The following is a 19,394-nucleotide window of genomic DNA, read 5'->3' on the forward strand; positions in this document are numbered from 1 at the left end:
TCACCCTTGATTGTTGGTTTTATATAAGGAAGGAAGCTCCCCTGTAAGCGCTTTAAATTTTTCTGTGAAATATTCAGCATCATGATAGCCCAATTCCAGTGCAATATCTGAAATTTTCATATTGGTTCGGCGAAGCATCTTGCGTGCCTCTTCAATACGAAGTCGATGAACGTATTCGCTGAAGCTGACTCCCATCTCACGTTTGAACTGTTGGCCTAGATAAGCCGCGTTGACATGGATGTGATTCGCCAGCTGCTGCAATTTAATTTTAGAGCGATAATGCTCTTTCAGATACTGAACGGCCTCTGCGACCACTCCTCCGGAACCTGTGTCAGTCTGTGATGCTGTTGCAAAGGTTTCGGCGATTCGTACGAATAGCTGTTTTAAATCTCCTCTATGCCAGCTCGCTGTGTGGTGCCATGTCTGGGCCTGAAGCAGAGTCTGATCGGCACCAATCAAGCCATATCTGCGGAGCAATTCTCCGTGTATATATCGGACTGCACTTTGATTCCAGTCTCCCGCTGCACGGGATTCCTTCATCTCATGCATCATCTCATCGACAGCACGATCGATACCCGTTACATCCCCTGCTTCAATCAAAGCCAACATCTGCTTTGCGCGAGACGTCATCTTCTCCAGATCTACCTCTTCTATCATGTCGCTCTCATCCAGATGTGTATCGAGCAGCTCCATTGATTCATAAGGCTCTTGCGCATATCCTTTCTCTATCTCTTGTCTCTGTGTGTCCAACGGAATAATTAGATTCCGTAACAACGCATGGATCTCTTCAGGTACTAATGGCTTGAGAACATATTCATTCACCCTGTAACGTATTGCCTGCTGGGCATAACCGAACTCAGAGTACCCCGTAACAATGACAATCTGAGAATCATATCTCAATTCTTCACGCATCGTTCGGATCAGACCAAGCCCGTCAAGTACCGGCATCTGGATATCTGTTACAACCAGATCCGGATTCACAAGACCGATCAGTTCGAGTGCCTCTTCCCCATCCGTTGCAGTTCCGCACAATTCATATCCACAGCCTTGCCAATCGATCATCGTTTTCCAGCCTTCCAGCATAAATGGTTCATCATCTGCTACAATGACCTTGTACATGGGCTCACCTTCCATTTTCCCTTTTTTGTCCAGTATCGCATCGTACTGTGAATGTTACAATGCTAAGATTTGAATAAAACTGTTCGATTTATAAGATAATTCAAAAAAACCTTACAAGCTCGCCTTTTTATAAGGTCTGCATGCAAGGCTATTCATCTTAGAAATTCAGTGACTACTGGAAACTTAGTCTGAACTCGAACTGAACTTCTGTCTACCCCCTGGTTTTGTCGAGAATACGCCAGAAGGAAGCCTTCGGCTGCAACTGTGTATCAAACACAAACGGCCAGTTTTTACGTCCACGTACCGGGAAATTGTCCAGCCAAGTGTAGTTATCCGCAACACCCCAGAATGTCACGGAAGTGATATTCGATTTATATTCTCGGAATAACTCGAAAATGTCTTCATAACGTTTCTCCTGAAGCTCCGCCATTTCAGATGTTGGTTCGGTCAGATCTGTGCGCCGATCCTCATAACGGAAAACGGATAGATCCAGCTCAGTGACGTGAAGCTGTACGCCCAGTGAAGCATATCGTTCAATGGCTTGACGAATCTCGTCAATGGACGGTCCATGAATATTCCAGTGTCCTTGCATACCAATACCATGAACAGGAGCACCTTGATCCAATAGAGTTCGTACCAGATTGTATATTTTCTCCCGCTTGACCGGGTCTGTCTCGTTATAATCATTATAGAATAGCAGCGCGTCAGGATCTGCTTCATGGGCCATACGGAATGCCTGATGCAGATAATCCTCTCCCAGCAGTTGCAGCCACTTCGTGTCTCTCATCACAAGATCAGTCTTATCCTCAATCGCCTCATTCACAACATCCCAGGCGTAGATCTGTCCTTTGTAACGACCAACGACGGTATCAATATGCTCCTTTAACCGGGACAACATCAATTCTCTCGAAGCCGGGCCTCCGGAAGTATCCTCAAACACCCATGCCGGCGTCTGATTGTGCCATACCAACGTATGACCACGCACGCCTATCGCACGACCAACGGCAAAATCAACGATCTCATCTGCTGCCTCAAACGTATATTCATGCTCTCGCGGATGAACCTCTTCGAATTTCATCTGGTTCTCTGCAGTAACACTGTTGTAATGCTTCGCAATAAATTCACCTTCGGACTGTAGCATTCTCGTATGTACTGCTGCACCTATTTTGAACGAATCGGCATAAGCAGTATGTAGGGACGGAATTTCGGTCGACATCCTGGTTCCTCCTCGCAGGTTTATTTCTTTATCATACCGAATTATGAATGCGCTTTCCATGAACAAAATAAACATGTTGCCCCCTGAAATCCTACCAATTTCAGCATGAAAAGATGAATTGTAGGAAAATACATTATAACTTGTCTACCTGTAGCAAAGTAACTGGCTTCACAGTACATGCCAAGCTAACTTGTTCCTCCGAGAGAACATTAAGCTTAATCAGACTTTTCAATTTATGACTGTCCACCTTGGACATTAATCTCCAGATCTCCGGGTCGGGTAGAGAAGCGTACAGCTTCTGATCGTCATATTCTTTACGGTGCTGGAGCACCGTTTTCACCTTAAATCCACCCACTTCTGCCTCATATACCCCCCGCGCTTCACAGTACGCCACAATCTCGTCCCTCAATACAGATAACTGTCGTTCAATCTCCTTCTGTCGCTGTTTCAGTTCAAAATAAGCCTGTACCTTGTGTTCCATCAGTCATCACGCTCCTCTACTACTATAGGTATGCGTAAAATAGGAATTTAGGACAGGCTTTTAGACACTATGAAGAGTATGGAGATTACCCAAACAGCATTTTGGAGAATAAGAGAGATGTCCGATCAAGGAGAGGGTTTATTCATATCCAGTTGAACCCCAGCGGACACAGCACTAAGCTGTAGCATTGGTAATCACGTTCTTTGGTTATAGTCAGGCTTAAGCAATCCTTTGCCTATAACATTAGCAGATACTGGATCCCTGCCAAGTTCTCTGGCCCATACGGATAACTGGCCCATATGATGAATTTCATGCGCAATGACATGACGCATAATTTCACCCCAAGCATCGATATCCACTCGCCCATCGCTTCTGCGGTCGATGTAAGTTCTCTTCTCCATGCTCGGCTCCCAGGCTAACACAAATGCTTCTACGTCCTGATGCAGCTTACAGTCCAACTCACGAACTGCTTGAAGCGTCTGGTAGTGAGCAAAATCCTCCTCACCGTCCGGTTTCCCCTGCAATAGCTGTAGCCAGCTCCACTCCACGTCAACAACATGAAAAAAAGTCTTAAGGATACTTCTGACACCACCTGTACGTGGTCGAAGCAACTCTTCTGGCGGTAGGTCTGCACACCACGCATACCATTGTTCACGCACCATCCAGTTGTATCGAAAAAATGTTTCCATACTGCCACCTCCCATTATGATTGACTCACTCCACCTATTTCTTGGTTAATCTCTTCTTGATATAAATCAAGACATGTATTCCTGTGTAAATAAACAAAATATTAATGAACAATATTAGCAAATTGATATGCATCTCGAATATAAACCAGTTTGATCCCTCTGGATTTGTTGTATGGTAATCCGTTAGAAAACGAAGCGGGAACCCATACTCTGTTCGTAATGGTTTCTCATCGGTATACAAGGTCCCTGGGATAAAAAAGATAGCCAATACAGCGAGCCAAGCGGATAGGTTCAAGATTCTTGTATGTATCGTCATTACGTCCCCTCCAGTTATGAATTGAAACGATGCTCTCTTTACACTCTCATGATCATTAACCAATGAAAACATCCTTTGGTTACGTTTTATTTTTAGGATCCTGGCTGCCCAAACCAGGTGAATTGGGTGGAATGTATCCGCATCCCACATTTTACCAGTTTGATGATTTGACTTTTAAGAAGTAGACTAAAGATAGATTATTAAATTGTTAACATGTTCAGGGAGAGGGGTTTCATAATGTCATCCAGTGTCATTGACATGCTGCAACTTGAATACCAGCGTTTCTCAGCAAAAGAAAAGGAAATAGCTGATTACGTCATGCGTAATAAATCGTCCATAAATAACATGAATATTAGGGATTTGGCTGCATACACTACTGCTTCCATGTCAACCATTACTCGATTTTGTAAAAAAGTAGGATGTTCCACTTTTGTCGATTTTAAAATTCGACTTAGTCGTGAAGTTCACCAACCCCGTAATGAAACGGATATTTTTATAAGAACACAACAGATCCACAATGATATTATAAATGCGACCGCGGAAATGCTGGATACCGACAAAATCAAACAGGTCGTCCAGTACATAATGGAAGCCCGCAGAATTTATGTCTATGGTCTGGGGAGTTCAGGTCTATCAGCACTGGAGTTTAAATACAGGCTCATGCGCATGGATATTGCCATTGATGCGGTGACCGATTCACACATGATGCTCATGAGTGCTTCTCTTCTTGGAAAAGACGATCTGGTTATTGGTTTATCCAATTCTGGACGAACGTTAGAGGTCAGCGATGCATTAAAAGTAGCAAAAAAAACAGGAAGCACCGTTGTTGGAATTACTAATTTTGATCATACACCCCTGTCAGAAATCTCAGACCTATGCATTTTCACACCTGATATCGGACGAACTGGGGATGTGAATTTCATCAATAGCCAGTTGGCCATTATTTACATCCTGGATGTGATCTCTCTTCTATTACTTGATGACAAGAATCTGCTTAAGGCCCGGCAACAAACATTACGCACCTTTTATTCTGGTGACTAAAAAAAGCTAATTGGGTTTGAGAATAATCGTAAAATCACAAAAAAGAAGAAGACATCCATCCCGAAAATGGGATTTAGATGTCTTCTTTTTGTAAGGATAGTCCTCTTATTTCACATGAGGAGAAGAGGCTCTCAACTTGGCAATCTCAGAGACAAAACGTTCCGTGATTTGTTGCGGACGAGTAATGGCTCCGCCGACAACCACACAATACACTCCCATTTCCAGACAAGTTGCTGCCATCTCCGGAGTCATGATATTACCTTCCGCAACGACAGGTGTCTGCACGCTGCTGATCATTTCTTTCAAGGCTTCGAATTGATTGTCGTACAGCTTGCGCCCTGCCGTCTCTTCTGTGTATCCGAACAATGTAGAGGAGATCAGATCAAAACCAAGTCGTTCTGCATTAATCGCTTCCTCTTTGGTTGAGATATCCCCCATTAATAAGAGTTCAGGATATTGGGCACGAATTTCTTGCACGAATTCATCCAGTGTTTTACCGTCCGGGCGAGCACGCAAAGTGGCGTCCACCGCTACAATCTCTGCATGGACCTCGGCAAGTTCATGCACTTCCTGAATCGTTGGTGTAATGAATACGGGATTAGTTCCGTAGTTTCTCTTCACAATACCAATGACAGGAAGATCGACCTGTTGCTTGATCTCTTTTACATCAGCCGCAGTATTCGCACGAATGCCTATCGCTCCACCTTCTTTTGCTGCGATTGCCATGCGTCCCATGATCAGGGAACTATGGAGCGGCTCATGCTCCAAAGCCTGACATGATACAACAAGACCACCCTTTAAACCTAGTTCATCTAAATTCATTTACAATTACTCCGTTTCCATAATTTCTTCAATTTCATTCTTGATCACGGTTACCTGAGGGCCATAAATAACCTGTACTCCATTACCCACAAGAACTACCCCTTTAGCTCCAGTAGCTGTAAGAGCATCCTTTTGAACCTTATCTACATCCTTAACAGATACACGAAGACGCGTTGCACAGCAATCCAATTCCACAACATTGTCTGATCCACCAAGTCCATTCAATATGGCTACTGAACGTTCTTCACCTTTAGTCGATGCTGATGCAGAAGTCTGCTGACTTTGCGTTTGGGCGCTTCCCTCCGAAATGACTTCTTCCTCACGGCCCGAAGTTTTCAAATTGAGCTTAACGATCAAGATGCGGAAGGTGAAGTAATACAGGCAGAACCAGATCGCACCGATGATGGGAACGATAACCCAGTTCGTTTTGGCATTACCCTGTAGTACACCGAACAAGATAAAGTCGATTAACCCACCGGAGAATGTTTGACCGATTGTAATCTGAAAAATGTGCGACAGCATAAATGCTAATCCATCAAATGCAGCGTGAATGACATACAGGATTGGAGCAACAAACAGAAATGAGAATTCAAGTGGCTCCGTGATCCCTGTCAGGAACGACGTGAGCGCGGCAGACAACATCAGTCCGCCAACGACTTTTTTACGTTCAGGCTTGGCCGTATGATAGATTGCAAGGGCTGCACCGAGCAAACCAAACATCATCGTGATAAAACGTCCGGACATAAATCGGGATGTGCCAGAGAAAAACTTCTGAGTTGCAGGGTCTCCCAATTGCGCAAAGAAAATATTTTGTGTTCCTTCGTATATCTTACCTGCAACCTCTGCTGTTCCTCCAAGGCCTGTCTGCCAGAATGGCAGATAAAAGATGTGATGCAAACCAAGTGGACCAAGCATCCGTAGAATAAATCCGTAAAACAGCGTTCCTATATATCCTGTTCTATCAACCAAACTGCCTAGCTGTGCTATACCGAGTTGGATCGTTGGCCAGATCAAGAACAGAGCGATCCCAACAAAAATAGCTGCAAAAGATGAAACGATCGGAATGAAACGTGAGCCTCCAAAGAAACCAAGGAACTGAGGAAGCTCTATTTTATTATACCTATTATGCAGCCATGCGGTAACCAATCCGACAACGATCCCTCCGAGTACACCGGTTTGCAGTGTCTGGATGCCCAGGACCATAGCTTGGCCGGCATTAGCCAAATCGTCTACGGCAAGAGTACCCGAATTGACCAACATCGCCTTAATGGATGCATTCATGACCAGATAAGCAAGACCTGCAGCCAAACCTGCTGTACCTTTGTCCGCTCTGGCGAGGCCGACTGCCACACCAATGGCAAAAATCAATGCCAGATTATCAAATACGATACTTCCTGCGCTGCTCATAACCGTAAACACTTGCTGCAACCAAGTGATCTGCAAAAATGGATAGGTGTTGATCGTATTGGCGTTGGACAGGGCGCCCCCTATCCCCAGTAATAAACCCGCTGCCGGTAAAACGGCAATCGGGAGCATAAATGATTTTCCAAACTTTTGAGCCTTCTCAAAATATTGCTTCACTATGTTATCCACCTCTCAAAACTATTTTCGTTTATATATTAATTATGAAAATGATTTTCGTCAACACAAATTAAAACACTTTCATTGCTTGTGTTGTGACAAATAAACAACTTCCAATATAATGATGTCCAAATTTGTAATTATAAGTATTTTTTTCTGTAAAAAAGGCCGCCAATGATACGATGGTGTTCCAAAAAAAACAAAACTTTCCAGCACAAAACCCAAATCGATTTCAGAAAAAATAAACGACCGTTTCCCGGTAAAATGGGGAAACGGTCGCAGCTTAATCTTGTCTTTTTTTTGTACTCTCTAGTTAACAGGGGATGAGCAAATCCTTCTCTAGCTCTCGATGTATCTGCTTGAATCACTATCAAGCAGTAGCATTAAGATAGCGATCCACTTACCATTTGTCCTTGATACCACACAGCCTTCCTTTCAGCCCGTCGGGCTACCGCTTCTGCCGCACAACTTGCTTGCACCAGTACAAAGCTTGCTGTATCTCCTGCCTTCGGCCATACGTTCTCTCCTGCTGCATTCAGTGGTGTGATTCCACCCGTAATCGCAGCCAGCGACTGGGACAAGGATAATTCGTCGCTATATCCATATAGCTCGGCGAAGCGACCTGCCTTTTCCAACATATCGCCGCTACCAAAAGGAGACCAGTGATCTGTTAGACTATCCGTCGCCAGCCTCACATTCACACCCGCTCGTTGCAGCATGGGAAGTGGCATCATCGTTTCGCCAATGGGCACCGTGGACGCTAGGCTCATTCCCAGCGATGCCATCCGGTTCGCGACTTCTTCAGCCTCCAGCTTCTCTGCTCCGGCAAACCAGAACGCATGGCTGACCGTCACCTGACCCTGAAGCCCCGCTTCTTCGGTCAGCCTGATAAGTTCCAACAGCGTTTGCTTGCCAGCTTCGCCGCCATCATGCAGATGCATATCGATCCCTGCCTGATGTTTTACCGCCAGCTCGATCATCGTATGTAGAGACTTCTCGATGTTCTCGTCTACAGTGTATGGATCAAGTCCACCTACATGCGTGGCCCCCTCGGTCATGGCTTGCGCCAGAAGTTCAACCGAGTTCGAGCGTAACAACCCATGTTGCGGGAACGCAACAATCTCTGAAGATAGTTTACCTGCATAACTATCCAGTGCCTGCCTGGTTGCTTCCAAGCGTTTCAGCCCGCTGACCGGTTCAATGTTACAATGCGCACGAACATGCGTGGAGCCATAGGTCTGAATTAATGCGAGAATGCTTTCCGCCTGACGTTTTGCTTCAGGAAGTAACTTGGGCAACAGCACCTTTTCTTCTTCAATCCGATCAAAAATGCTGGAGCTATGCCTAACGGCTCGCCACGGTCCATCATAATAGGTTTTATCCAGATGAATGTGCGCCTCTTCAAACGAAGGTAATAATAGCAGCCTTTTGCCATCCACCTGCGGCAGTTCTTGTGTTAGTTCTTCATCACCGTCCACGATAGAGACAATGACTCCATTCTCTATCCGCAGATGGACCAGACTGGTTTGTGTTCCGGTTACCTCGTTCCCTTCACGAATGTACCCTCGTTCCAACATGACATTGGTCAGCCAATATGTCTGTTCCTGTTGAATTGTCATCGTCGATTCCTCATTTCTCTTAAAACTGTCTTGATTATATAAAAATGAATATTATCTTGAAATCGAGGTCTTCTATTCAAAATTACACCGAATATTAAAACTCAAACCGCGCATGCCCTCCATCTGCCACACCTTCAATCCGCTCTATATCTAATAGTCTGCGCTTCATCTCCAACCCACCGCGGAACCCCGTCAGTTTGCGATTGGCTCCAATAATTCGATGGCATGGCAGCAGCACTGGAATGGGATTCGCCCCGTTCGCGGCACCTACAGCTCGTACAGCCGAAGGTCTGCCGATGGCAGCGGCAATGTCCCCATACGTGCGAATCTCACCATACGGTACTTGTCCAAGCGCTTTCCATACCTCCTGCTGAAACGACGTGCCCATCAGATCAAGCGGAATTCCCTCGGTAAAGGCTATCTTTTCTCCCGCAAAATAGGACTCCAGCCAGTCCATCATGCCCGTCTGTCTTAATGCCTGCTCATTCTCTTCGAGTTCAGCATCAGGTGCAACTTTGCCGATCCAGCCGATCCAGTCATCCAGCGTTTCGTTCGGCATCACCACCCGGCATAGTCCCTTTTCGGTAGCAAGCAGGCTCCACGGACGACCATCGAGCTGCATAGTGGTGTACATCATTTTTTGCCTCATCACATATTTCACCTTCTCTTCTCTCAGCCCCAAGTCAGGAGGTTATCTGTTTTAGTGTCTGTACCTGTTTTTTCGCCTTGCGTTTCATGCCTCGTATACGTTGTTTGTCCTCCGGTGTAACCCGATGGGATTCGGTAATCTTCTGGAGTGCTTTGTTGTACGTAAAATCATCAAGTGTATTATGCTGCAAATAAGGCATTGTCACTTCAGGCTGTCTCACATAAGCCATTGAGATCGCCCAAGCCACCGCCATTTTCACATAATAAGCCTCATGCTTAATCTGATCGAGTAGGGGTAATACCTCATAGATATAGGGTTTATCCAGATAGAAGTTCAGTAACATAACTACACCAAACCGGATTTCATATTCCTGATCAGACTTCAGATAAGGCTGTATGAAGTTCCACATCGCTTCGGGATGCAATTTCGTATATTTCAGTCCGGCACAGAAGCTGTCACACACAGACCAGTTATCGATTTTGGGTACAAAAGTCGCAATTCTTGTCAGCAATTCTTCCAGATCCGCCTGTACATGGCCAATGACCATCGCTTGGAGCATCACTTCTTCAAAATATTCATCTTCTGCCATATCCAGATATGTACGCCAGTCACCTGAAGCAATCTGCTTGGCTATTTTACGGATCGCAGGTAAACGTACACCAAGTACATTGGTAATGTTCGGAATTAGAGAAGCCGCAAATTTCTGGTATTCAGGTTCAGCCAAGCTGCGTAACTGTGTTCGAATAGGGGTTTCCAAGAGCATACATCCTCCTCGTTTGTTCCTGTAGAACAAGTATATCCTGAGTGTATCTGTTTGTAAGCCCCTCTCCAATGTTAGAGCAAGATTTCAATATACCTTCCCTCTCGTATGACGTGAACCATTGTTTAGGAACAGACCGTTTTCGTTTAAAAGTATGAAGCTCATCATTCAGGAAAGGAGTGCCAGTATGAACCGTTCTCATGCCAATCACAAGTTTTCCGTGGAGGAGCTCACCCAGCAGCTCACCGAACATGTACAGTCTCAGAATCTGCCGGAATTCTACAAACTCGTAAAAGAACTACGCCCCTATGACCTTTCACTGATCTATAAAAAAATCCCTGAAGACGAGAAGAATCGTTTCCTTCTCCTCTTTAAACCGGATATTCTTGCCGATCTGGCAGAGAACTTGAAGATAAACGAACAAGCGGCACTTTTTGAACGACTCGGATCAGAACGTACACTGGAAGTTATGCAACAGATGGACAAAAGTGACCTGATTCGCTTCATGCATGATCTGCCGGCGAAGCGCAGGGAAGAATTGCTATCCAGCATGAATCTGGATCACTCCGCCATCATTCGGTCTGTACTTCGTTATCCACCGGAGACAGCCGGACGAATCATGACAGACCGCTATCGGACCTTATTTACGCATGACACTGCAAAGGGAGCACTGAGGCAATCGCAAGGCACACTTCACCTTTCCGCTGCCAGTTACCTGTATGTTATTGACGATGAAGGCAAGCTGGTTGGGGTTGTCAGTTATCGTTCCCTTGCTCTGGCTGATGACAAAACCAAAGTTGAAGAATTAATGACGAGACGTGTCATTCATGCCACCGTAGATATGGATCAGGAAGAAGCCGCACAATTGCTGCAGCGTTACGAGTTCACTTCCCTTCCCGTTGTAGACGAGAATAACAGACTGTGCGGAATCATTCAGATGGATGACGTCATTGACATCATTATGGATGAGGCAAGTGAAGACCTCGCCAAAATGGGTGGTGGCGGCAAAGATATTGATTTTGATACCAAACCGCTAGTGGCGGTAAGGCGCAGGTTACCCTGGCTCATTTTGCTGCTATTAATCGGCCTGATCTCGGGAAGCATTGTGGATTTTTTTGAAGATACGCTGAATCAGGTTGTAGCACTTGCATTCTTTATGCCTATGATTGCCGGTATGACAGGAAATACGGGAACTCAGTCCCTTGCTGTCGTCGTACGCGGACTTATTGGACGCAAGCTGGACAGATCTACTGTACTTGCCCTGATTGGACGAGAAATTAAAGTCGGTACAATGATTGGTCTGGTCTGCGGCCTGCTGATCACGGTGATTGCTTATTTTTGGCAAGGGGACTGGCTGCTCGGTATGATTATCGGTGTATCCCTGTTTTTCACGTTGATCATCGGCACACTGACAGGGACCTGCATTCCGCTTCTGCTCAGCCGTTTCAAGGTTGATCCTGCTGTGGCATCCGGCCCGTTAATTACAACGCTGAACGATATTCTGTCACTGTTTATCTATTTTGGTATCGCCACTCGTTTCATAGATGCGCTGATGTAGATCATGCATTATATTGGTCATAGCTGACCGTATGCTCCATTCTTTATGAACGAATAGACATGAGTTGCTGTAAAAAATGCTGTAAAAAATAAAGACAAAAAGGCTTGGCGTTTGCCAAGCCTTTTCACTCTAACTACCTCATTACATTTCGTACCCTTTTACCTTCGGTACACGTTATAATGAGTACATTTTACATCCATCATTAAGCCGCTCGTTTGTTTTTATTATAGATATCAAATGCAACGGCCAGGAGCAGTACCAATCCCTTGATTCCTTGTTGCCAGTCGATACCAAGACCGATCAGGGACATCCCGTTGTTCAGTACACCCATGACCAGACCACCGATGATCGCGCCAAATACGGTTCCAATGCCGCCGGAAGCGGACGCTCCACCGATGAAGCAGGCCGCAATGGCATCCAGTTCAAAGTTTGTGCCCGCTCTAGGCGTAGCCGCATTCAGACGTGCGGCGAAGATCAGACCCGATACTGCAGCCAGTGTACCCATGTTCACGAATACCCAGAAAGTCACTTTTTTCGTTTTAACCCCTGACAACCCTGCCGCCTTCTCATTGCCACCGAGTGCATAGACATGACGTCCCATAACGGTACGATTCATCACGAAGGAATACACCACGATCAGAACAAAGAGAAGCACCAGAATGTTTGGAATACCTGCATAACTTGCCAAGACCATGGTAAACAGGTTGGTTACCGCCGCTACCACAATCAACTTGAGCAGAAACAGCCCTTGGGATACCACTTCAAAACCATATTTGCGTTGAGATGCACGTTCCCGCAATTCATTAATGATGTACCAGATGGTGAGCACAATCCCCACAATGATAGACACCAGGCCCATACCAGAGAATTGAACATCCGGCAGAAAACCGGAACTGATTTTTTGAAATCCGCCAGGGAACGGAGAGATGGACTGTCCTTCGAGCACAATCATCGTCAGACCGCGGAACAACAGCATGCCCGCCAGTGTAACAATGAAAGCCGGAATCCGCACGTAAGCGATCCAGAAACCTTGCCATGCGCCAATCAGTGCACCCACCAGCAGGGAAGCGATGACTGCAAGCCACGCTGGCAGTTGCCAATCTACCATCATAATGGCGGCTACGGCGCCGACAAAAGCCGCGATGGAACCGACGGACAAGTCAATATGTCCTGTAATAATGACAAGTACCATACCAATGGCAAGTACTAAAATATAACTGTTTTGCAGAATCAGGTTCGTGATGTTAATCGGCTTGAGAAGCAGCCCGCCTGTCAGCACCTCGAATAGAAGCATAATGACAACGAGGGCAATGATCATGCCGTATTGACGTATATTATTTTTAAAAAGTTTAGTTACCGTTTCCATGCTTACCGCCTCCAGACTTGGTCATATATCTCATCAGTGTTTCCTGCGATGCCTGCTCACGGCTCACTTCACCGGTAATTCGCCCGGCATTCATCACATAGATCCGGTCACACAGGCCCAGAACCTCCGGCAGCTCCGATGAAATCACCAGCACACCCTTGCCTTCGGCAGCAAGCCGGTGAATAATGGTATAAATTTCAAATTTTGCACCTACATCGATCCCGCGAGTCGGCTCATCCAGAATGAGAATATCCGGCCCGGCAAAAATCCATTTGCTGAGTACCACCTTCTGTTGGTTACCTCCGCTCAGATTACCTGTTTTCTGCAGGATGTTCGGCGCTTTAATGTTCATGCTTTTTTTCATCTCTTCCGCAACCAGGACTTCCTCTTGTTCGTTTACAACCGCATTACGCGTCAGTTTACTTAATCCGGTAAGTGAAATGTTGCGTTTGATATCATCCATTAAAATCAGTCCATACTCTTTGCGATCCTCTGTTACATAAGCGAAGCCATTCTGAATCGCCTCGGTAACACTGTTGTTCTGAATCGGTTTGCCATCCTTGTACAGTTGCCCCGATATATTACGGCCATACGACTTACCGAAGATACTCATTGCAAGTTCCGTACGTCCGGCACCCATTAACCCTGCGATCCCTACAATCTCACCGCGTCTGATATTCATATTGATCTGATCCAGCACTTTGCGCTCTGCCTGATGCTCGTGATATACCGTCCAGTCCTTCACTTCCAGCACGACATCACCAATCGTCGCATGACGTTCAGGATAGCGGCTGGTCAGATCCCGTCCAACCATTCCACTAATGATGCGGTCTTCAGTGACGTTATCCTTTTTCATATCGAGCGTTTCGATCGTTTTACCATCCCTGAGGATCGTCACCGCATCCGAAACCTTCGACACCTCGTTCAGCTTGTGAGAGATGAGGATGCAGGCAATACCTTGCTTTTTGAACTCCAACATCAATTGCAGCAAGTTTTCACTATCATCCTCGTTCAATGCTGCGGTCGGCTCATCCAGAATAAGCAAACGCACTTTTTTGGAGAGCGCTTTCGCAATTTCAACGAGCTGCTGCTTCCCTACGCCAATGCTAGATACCAGCGTGTTCGGGTTTTCACTCAGACCTACTTTACTCAGTAGCTCACGCGTACCGACGAACGTTTCCTTCCAATTCACGATACCTTTGCTGGCACGTTCATTACCCAGAAATATATTTTCCGCAATCGAGAGATAGGGGATCAGTGCCAACTCCTGATGGATAATGACAATCCCTAGATCCTCACTCTGTTTGATGTCTTTGAATTCACACGTCTTCCCCCGGAACAAAATGTCCCCCTCATAACTTCCATGCGGGTATACTCCGCTAAGCACCTTCATCAGTGTAGACTTGCCAGCTCCATTCTCACCACATATGGAATGAATCTCGCCTTCCCGAACTTTCAGGTTGACGTTCTCCAGCGCTTTGACACCCGGGAACGTTTTGGTGATGTTTTTCATTTCAAGAATGAACTCCGTCATGGCATGTGCTCCTTTCTTGGATTATGCGTTACGGCAACCCAATCTCCTCTTTGGTGTAATACTTGCTGCCCACGATATCTTTTTCCACGTTAGTTCGATCCACAGAAATCGGGTCCAAGAGGTATGCAGGAACAACCATCAACCCGTTGTTATACGATTCTGTATCATTCACTTCTGCTTGTTTCCCCTGCAAAATGCTATTAGCCATCTCTACTGTTTTCTCTGCGAGCTTACGTGTATCTTTGAATACGGTTTGTGTCTGCTCCCCAGCCACAATGGACTTAATTGATGCCAGTTCCGCATCTTGCCCTGTAATGACGGGCAGTGGTTTGTCTGCCTTGCCATAGCCGACACCTTTCAGGGAGGAGATAATCCCGATACTGATCCCGTCATATGGTGATAACACGGCATCCAGATTATCACCTGAATAGTAGGCACTCAGCAGGTTATCCATCCTAGCCTGTGCCAGTGCCCCATCCCAACGCAGCGTAGCAATCTGTGCCATCGTCATCTGTTTACTGCGGACAACCAGTTTGCCAGAATCAATATACGGCTTCAGCACGGACATCGCACCGTCGAAGAAAAAGTACGCATTGTTGTCATCTGGCGATCCGCCAAACAACTCAATGTTAAACGGCCCTTTACCTTCCTTGAGGCCCAACTTCTGTTCAATGTAGGAGGCTTGCAGCACCCCGACTTTAAAGTTGTCAAACGTAGCGTAATAAGTCAGATACGGCGTATTGCGAATAAGTCGGTCATACGAGATAACCTGAATGCCTTCGTCATGGGCCTTCTTGATGACATCTGTCAGCGTGTTGCCGTCTACAGATGCAATGACCATGACATCGACACCTTTGGTAATCATGTTCTCAATCTGGGAGATTTGATTCTCTACAACGTCTTCAGCGTACTGAAGATCGGTTTTGTATCCTTGCTCCTGAAACAGACGAACCATATTCTCTCCGTCTCCCACCCAACGTTCCGATGATTTGGTAGGCATGGATATACCGACATACCCTTTCTCCTTGCTGCCTACATCACTTTCAGCCAGATTACAGGCTGAGAGGATCAAAGACATCACCAGAAGCCAGATGAGTGTTGCTCCTTTTTTCATAAGAAGTTCCCCTTTCTTCAGGTCTTAGCGTTTGATAACATCCAAGATAACGCTTACAACACATGAAGGATCATACAATCATATTGTCCCTCTATGCACCCCATGGTAGCATTTTGCAGCCAGTCAGGTCTTTGCAGGTTTTGAACCTTTTTTATAAAATTTTAACTTTTGATGGAAGGTAGCAACGAAAAGCCCACCGTAGGTATTAAACCTGTAACGGTGGGCTTGCTATTCGTATGGATGTACATGGAACTCAAAGTTACTTTAAATCTGTACTCCGATGACTTGAACAGCCTTTCTACGGCTGTATACATCCGACAGGATGCAATTGAAGTCTACAAGGACCCTGCGGTAGTTTTTTCCGTTCCCCCATTTTTGCGGTACTGGGCTGGTGAGATGCCCATCATTTTTTTGAATGCTGTGCTGAAATAATGCTGCGTCTCATACCCTACTCGTTCAGCAATCGTGTGAATCGGGAGCGAAGTGGAGTCCAGCAGCTGTGCGGCCTTGCGTATGCGGGCACGGGTGACTAGAGTAACGAAGGAGTCATTTAACTCTTTTTTTAACACACGGCTAAGATATACTGCCGACACCTGCAGACGGGAAGCCAGCGACTCCAGCGTGAGTTCCCGTTCCGCATACTCTTCCTGAATCAACTGTCTTGCCCTGCGCACGAGTGGAGAGAGCTTCACTTCTTCGTAAACCTGTTCACGACAATGCCGATAGGTATCCGGCACTTCTTCCAGCGTACCCCTGTGAGATTCGACATGAGCATGTACAGAAATATTCAAACAAGCACTGATGTGTTGCTCCAGCAACGATGCGATCTCCTCTGGAGCTTGCTGCCATAGACAGATCCCGACGACGCTGCTGGCGTCGCGAAACAGAACATGGGCACGATCTCCCAGCAGTTCCGCAACAATATTTTCTATCGCGAACAGGAAGAGCTGACGATCCGATTCTCTCAGTATAGTCTGGCGCGCCTCGGCAGCAGGCCAACGTACAACGCCAACTTGCACAGGTGATGCAGTCGGCAGGTGTAGAAAAGCAAGCTGCTCCATCAGGTTTTTCCCACCTGCCTGTCCCTCCATCCACTCCTGACAGAATCGCTGGCGTAGCAGCGGAATGTTCCGTTCAATCTGCTGTGCCGCTTGTCTGACATAGGCTGTTCGCTGATGTTCTTCATCCAACCGTTGACGCAACCGCTGGAGTGCAGCATGCAACTGGTCTGCTTGAACGGGCTTCAGAATGTAGTCTTCCACTCCAAGACGAACCGCTTCCTGGGCATAAGCGAATTCGTCGTGTCCTGATATGATCAGATACCGAACCCCGGGACATTGCTCCTGTAGAGCACGGATCAGTCCAATGCCATTCAGAAACGGCATATTCATATCGACCAGCACGACATCCACATTCAACTCAATTGCCCGTTCGAGTGCCTCTTCACCGTCCTCGGCCTCGCCAACAACCTCCATGCCAAGGGCAGCCCAATCCATTGATTCTCGAATCCCCTCCCGAATTATCGGTTCATCATCTGCGATCAGCACACGATACATCGTGTCCGCTGCATTCATGGGTGTCATTGTGTAGTCCACGGCCTTCTTCACTCCTTCTTCTCTTGATCTCGGTGATCTCGCGGCTCAGCTGGCGGGAGTGCTGTAGCGGGCAACTCCCTCATCAGCGGATGAACAATCGTAACACAGGTTCCTTCCCCCAGCTTGCTGTCCAGCAAAATCCCATATTCACTGCCAAAGGATAATCTTAATCGTGCCTGTACATTCAGCATCCCGTAACTTTTACCCGTCCACTTCGGCGAAGTAGATTCCAGACTCTCCATAGGCATATCCAGCAGCCGTAACATCTCCGCGAGCCGCTCTCTGCTCATTCCAGCCCCGTTGTCCTGAATCGTCAGATGCAGCCGTCCTTGATTCACATTCCCTTCAATGACAATATGACCGGGGCCACGCCTACCTTTAATGCCGTGATAGATTGCATTTTCCACCAGAGGCTGAAGTAGCAGTTTGAGCACATACAAGTTTTGTAGTTCTTCCGGAACATTTAATGTGTACTGAAGGCGGTCCCGATATCTCGTCTGCTGAATCTGCAGATAACTACTAATGTGTTCCAACTCGGAACGCAGCGGAATGTAGTCTTGTCCCTTGCTCAGGCCGATGCGGAATAGACGAGAGAGTGCGCCAACCATATCGGACACACCGTGAGCGCCCTCTTTTCGTGCCATCCAGTGAATCGTATCCAACGTATTATATAAAAAATGAGGCTTGATATGTTCCTGTAAGCTGCGCATCTCCGCATCCCGTTTCTGCCGTTCTCTCAGCTCATTCAGCGAGATAAGCTGACGAATCTGACCCAACATCCGGTTAAAGCTGTTGCCCAGCATGCCGATCTCGTCGGAACGGTCACTCCAGCGTCCTGGTCTGAGATTACCTGTCTCCGCTCTACGCATATAAGACATCAGCCGGAATATCGGCTGCGCGATAGATCGTGAAAACCACAAAGATGTGCTCAGACCAAACAAACACACCACAAAAACAAAACTGACCACATAAAACTGAATCTGTCGTACCTCGGATATAGACTCTTTGGCGGGGAATACCCCTACCGTTCTCCAGCCGGTAAAGGTAGAGGATTGATACATAATCAATAAATCCTCTCCTGCCACCTTTTTCGTAAACATTCCGCTCTCCCCGGAGGTAAACCAACTTACTGGAATATGCTCAATTAACGGCTGTTCCGGTTTGTATACACTTTGTCCTCCAGCATCTGTTACCATGACATATCCGGATTTTCCGAGTGTCACATTCCGAGCGGCTTGTGAAACAGACCTCAGCTTGAGGTCAATGAGCACAGCGCCCTTTACATGCCCAGTCGTTTCATCGGTGATCGAGCGAGCGACCGAAACGATCTCATCATCCTTGTACCGAACATGCGTCGTCATATTTCGCTCCTGCGGCTGACCTATTACCGTGAAAATCCCTGGTTGTGTTGCGGCCTTCCGATACCAATCTTCCTGGGTCAGAGGCTGCTGCGTTCGAGGATACATCTCATTGCTGATATAGTCACCATTACCATTTACAAGCACGATACCGGCAATTTCCGGGTATAACGTTGTGAACCCTTGCAGGGTCTGCTTAATCCCATACAAGCGATTCTGCTCAGAAGATGTATACACTTGGCCCGCTGATGCTTCGACGCGTTCGCGCCGCTCCCCGTCTCCAGTTATCTTCTTATCCATAAATGCACTAACATCTGGCTCAAAGGCAATCAGATAAGTCATATTTTGCAAGTTCTCCATCTTGCTGTTCAACGCTTCATTGACCTTCCCAATAAGCTGCATCGTGTGGCCTTCCACCTGTCGCTCCACTACCCGTTCTACTGTCCAGTTGACGAGTAACCCCATGCCTACGGAAGGTACGATCGCAAAAAGAAGAAACAACAGCATCAACTGGTACCTTAACGGCATGTTACGCAGACGTAAGCGGCGGACAACATTCCGAAGCGCAGAGCCCCA

Annotated in this window: 16 protein-coding genes; 2 read left to right on the top strand and 14 right to left on the bottom strand. The window is 46.6% G+C overall.

The window, feature by feature from the left end; all coding sequences use genetic code 11:
- The 4 genes from PQG66_RS12395 to PQG66_RS12410 all read right to left on the bottom strand — a co-directional run bounded on the left by PQG66_RS12395 (position 1) and on the right by PQG66_RS12410 (position 3,505).
- Complete coding sequence (locus PQG66_RS12395; RefSeq protein WP_272037970.1) at positions 1-1,119, bottom strand: helix-turn-helix domain-containing protein; 1,119 nt, start codon at positions 1,117-1,119, stop codon at positions 1-3.
- A gap of 211 nt (positions 1,120-1,330) precedes the next feature.
- Positions 1,331-2,335 carry an endo-1,4-beta-xylanase gene (locus PQG66_RS12400; protein ID WP_272037971.1) on the bottom strand — a complete coding sequence of 335 codons (1,005 nt, stop codon included), beginning with the start codon at positions 2,333-2,335 and terminating at the stop codon, positions 1,331-1,333.
- 133 nt (positions 2,336-2,468) lie between these two features.
- Positions 2,469-2,816 carry a hypothetical protein gene (locus PQG66_RS12405; RefSeq protein ID WP_272037972.1) on the bottom strand — a complete coding sequence of 116 codons (348 nt, stop codon included), beginning with the start codon at positions 2,814-2,816 and terminating at the stop codon, positions 2,469-2,471.
- A 194-nt stretch (positions 2,817-3,010) separates the two neighbouring features.
- Entirely contained in the window at positions 3,011-3,505 is a 495-nt protein-coding gene (locus PQG66_RS12410) for a DinB family protein (RefSeq protein WP_272037973.1), read from the bottom strand.
- 574 nt (positions 3,506-4,079) lie between these two features.
- Between PQG66_RS12410 and PQG66_RS12415 the strand changes: the two genes are divergently transcribed.
- Positions 4,080-4,862, top strand: coding sequence for a MurR/RpiR family transcriptional regulator (locus PQG66_RS12415; RefSeq protein ID WP_272037974.1), 783 nt, complete (start codon positions 4,080-4,082; stop codon positions 4,860-4,862).
- A gap of 105 nt (positions 4,863-4,967) precedes the next feature.
- On the opposite strand, the gene PQG66_RS12420 is transcribed toward PQG66_RS12415, so the two are convergent.
- From PQG66_RS12420 to PQG66_RS12440, 5 genes are all read right to left on the bottom strand, one after another.
- Positions 4,968-5,684: an N-acetylmannosamine-6-phosphate 2-epimerase gene (locus PQG66_RS12420; protein WP_272037975.1), complete on the bottom strand. Its 717-nt coding sequence runs from the start codon at positions 5,682-5,684 to the stop codon at positions 4,968-4,970.
- Between the two features lie 6 nt (positions 5,685-5,690).
- Positions 5,691-7,265 (bottom strand): glucose-specific PTS transporter subunit IIBC, encoded by a 1,575-nt coding sequence (gene ptsG / locus PQG66_RS12425; RefSeq protein ID WP_272037976.1) that lies wholly within the window; start codon positions 7,263-7,265, stop codon positions 5,691-5,693.
- Positions 7,266-7,648: 383 nt separating this feature from the next.
- Complete coding sequence (locus tag PQG66_RS12430; protein WP_272037977.1) at positions 7,649-8,884, bottom strand: amidohydrolase; 1,236 nt, start codon at positions 8,882-8,884, stop codon at positions 7,649-7,651.
- 94 nt (positions 8,885-8,978) lie between these two features.
- Complete coding sequence (locus PQG66_RS12435; protein WP_272037978.1) at positions 8,979-9,521, bottom strand: methylated-DNA--[protein]-cysteine S-methyltransferase; 543 nt, start codon at positions 9,519-9,521, stop codon at positions 8,979-8,981.
- Positions 9,522-9,567: 46 nt separating this feature from the next.
- Positions 9,568-10,290, bottom strand: a complete 723-nt coding sequence (locus tag PQG66_RS12440) for a DNA alkylation repair protein (RefSeq protein WP_272037979.1) — start codon at positions 10,288-10,290, stop codon at positions 9,568-9,570.
- 190 nt (positions 10,291-10,480) lie between these two features.
- On the opposite strand from PQG66_RS12440, the gene mgtE reads away from it, so the two are divergent.
- A complete protein-coding gene (mgtE, locus tag PQG66_RS12445) occupies positions 10,481-11,851 on the top strand; it encodes a magnesium transporter (RefSeq protein WP_272037980.1) in 1,371 nt (456 codons plus the stop codon).
- Positions 11,852-12,053: 202 nt separating this feature from the next.
- Here mgtE and mmsB read toward each other — a convergent pair whose 3' ends face one another.
- The 5 genes from mmsB to PQG66_RS12470 form a co-directional block, all read right to left on the bottom strand.
- Positions 12,054-13,217 carry a multiple monosaccharide ABC transporter permease gene (mmsB, locus tag PQG66_RS12450; RefSeq protein ID WP_272037981.1) on the bottom strand — a complete coding sequence of 388 codons (1,164 nt, stop codon included), beginning with the start codon at positions 13,215-13,217 and terminating at the stop codon, positions 12,054-12,056.
- On the bottom strand, positions 13,201-14,751 hold the full coding sequence (gene mmsA / locus PQG66_RS12455; protein ID WP_272037982.1) for a multiple monosaccharide ABC transporter ATP-binding protein: 1,551 nt from the start codon (positions 14,749-14,751) through the stop codon (positions 13,201-13,203). Before mmsA ends, mmsB begins: the two co-directional genes overlap by 17 nt.
- A 28-nt stretch (positions 14,752-14,779) precedes the next feature.
- On the bottom strand, positions 14,780-15,865 hold the full coding sequence (gene chvE / locus PQG66_RS12460) for a multiple monosaccharide ABC transporter substrate-binding protein (protein WP_272037983.1): 1,086 nt from the start codon (positions 15,863-15,865) through the stop codon (positions 14,780-14,782).
- Positions 15,866-16,200: 335 nt separating this feature from the next.
- The gene (locus PQG66_RS12465) at positions 16,201-17,439 is read right to left on the bottom strand and encodes a response regulator (RefSeq protein ID WP_272038157.1); all 1,239 of its coding nucleotides are present in this window, start codon (positions 17,437-17,439) and stop codon (positions 16,201-16,203) included.
- A 29-nt stretch (positions 17,440-17,468) separates the two neighbouring features.
- A complete protein-coding gene (locus tag PQG66_RS12470; RefSeq protein WP_272038158.1) occupies positions 17,469-19,346 on the bottom strand; it encodes a cache domain-containing sensor histidine kinase in 1,878 nt (625 codons plus the stop codon).
- Between the last annotated feature and the right edge of the window lie 48 nt (positions 19,347-19,394).

The sequence above is a fragment of the Paenibacillus sp. JJ-100 genome (genome assembly GCF_948329825.1).
GTDB lineage: Bacteria > Bacillota > Bacilli > Paenibacillales > Paenibacillaceae > Paenibacillus.

Bases quoted from the DNA above. Each gene is read 5' to 3' on its own strand.
- mgtE (WP_272037980.1), top strand. From the start codon at position 10,481: ATGAACCGTTCTCATGCCAATCACAAGTTTTCCGTGGAGGAGCTCACC.
- PQG66_RS12435 (WP_272037978.1), bottom strand. From the start codon at position 9,521: ATGATGTACACCACTATGCAGCTCGATGGTCGTCCGTGGAGCCTGCTT.
- mmsB (WP_272037981.1), bottom strand. From the start codon at position 13,217: ATGGAAACGGTAACTAAACTTTTTAAAAATAATATACGTCAATACGGC.
- PQG66_RS12465 (WP_272038157.1), bottom strand. From the start codon at position 17,439: ATGAATGCAGCGGACACGATGTATCGTGTGCTGATCGCAGATGATGAA.
- mmsA (WP_272037982.1), bottom strand. From the start codon at position 14,751: ATGACGGAGTTCATTCTTGAAATGAAAAACATCACCAAAACGTTCCCG.
- chvE (WP_272037983.1), bottom strand. From the start codon at position 15,865: ATGAAAAAAGGAGCAACACTCATCTGGCTTCTGGTGATGTCTTTGATC.
- PQG66_RS12415 (WP_272037974.1), top strand. From the start codon at position 4,080: ATGCTGCAACTTGAATACCAGCGTTTCTCAGCAAAAGAAAAGGAAATA.
- PQG66_RS12430 (WP_272037977.1), bottom strand. From the start codon at position 8,884: ATGACAATTCAACAGGAACAGACATATTGGCTGACCAATGTCATGTTG.
- PQG66_RS12420 (WP_272037975.1), bottom strand. From the start codon at position 5,684: ATGAATTTAGATGAACTAGGTTTAAAGGGTGGTCTTGTTGTATCATGT.
- PQG66_RS12405 (WP_272037972.1), bottom strand. From the start codon at position 2,816: ATGGAACACAAGGTACAGGCTTATTTTGAACTGAAACAGCGACAGAAG.
- PQG66_RS12400 (WP_272037971.1), bottom strand. From the start codon at position 2,335: ATGTCGACCGAAATTCCGTCCCTACATACTGCTTATGCCGATTCGTTC.
- PQG66_RS12395 (WP_272037970.1), bottom strand. From the start codon at position 1,119: ATGTACAAGGTCATTGTAGCAGATGATGAACCATTTATGCTGGAAGGC.
- PQG66_RS12470 (WP_272038158.1), bottom strand. From the start codon at position 19,346: ATGCCGTTAAGGTACCAGTTGATGCTGTTGTTTCTTCTTTTTGCGATC.
- PQG66_RS12410 (WP_272037973.1), bottom strand. From the start codon at position 3,505: ATGGAAACATTTTTTCGATACAACTGGATGGTGCGTGAACAATGGTAT.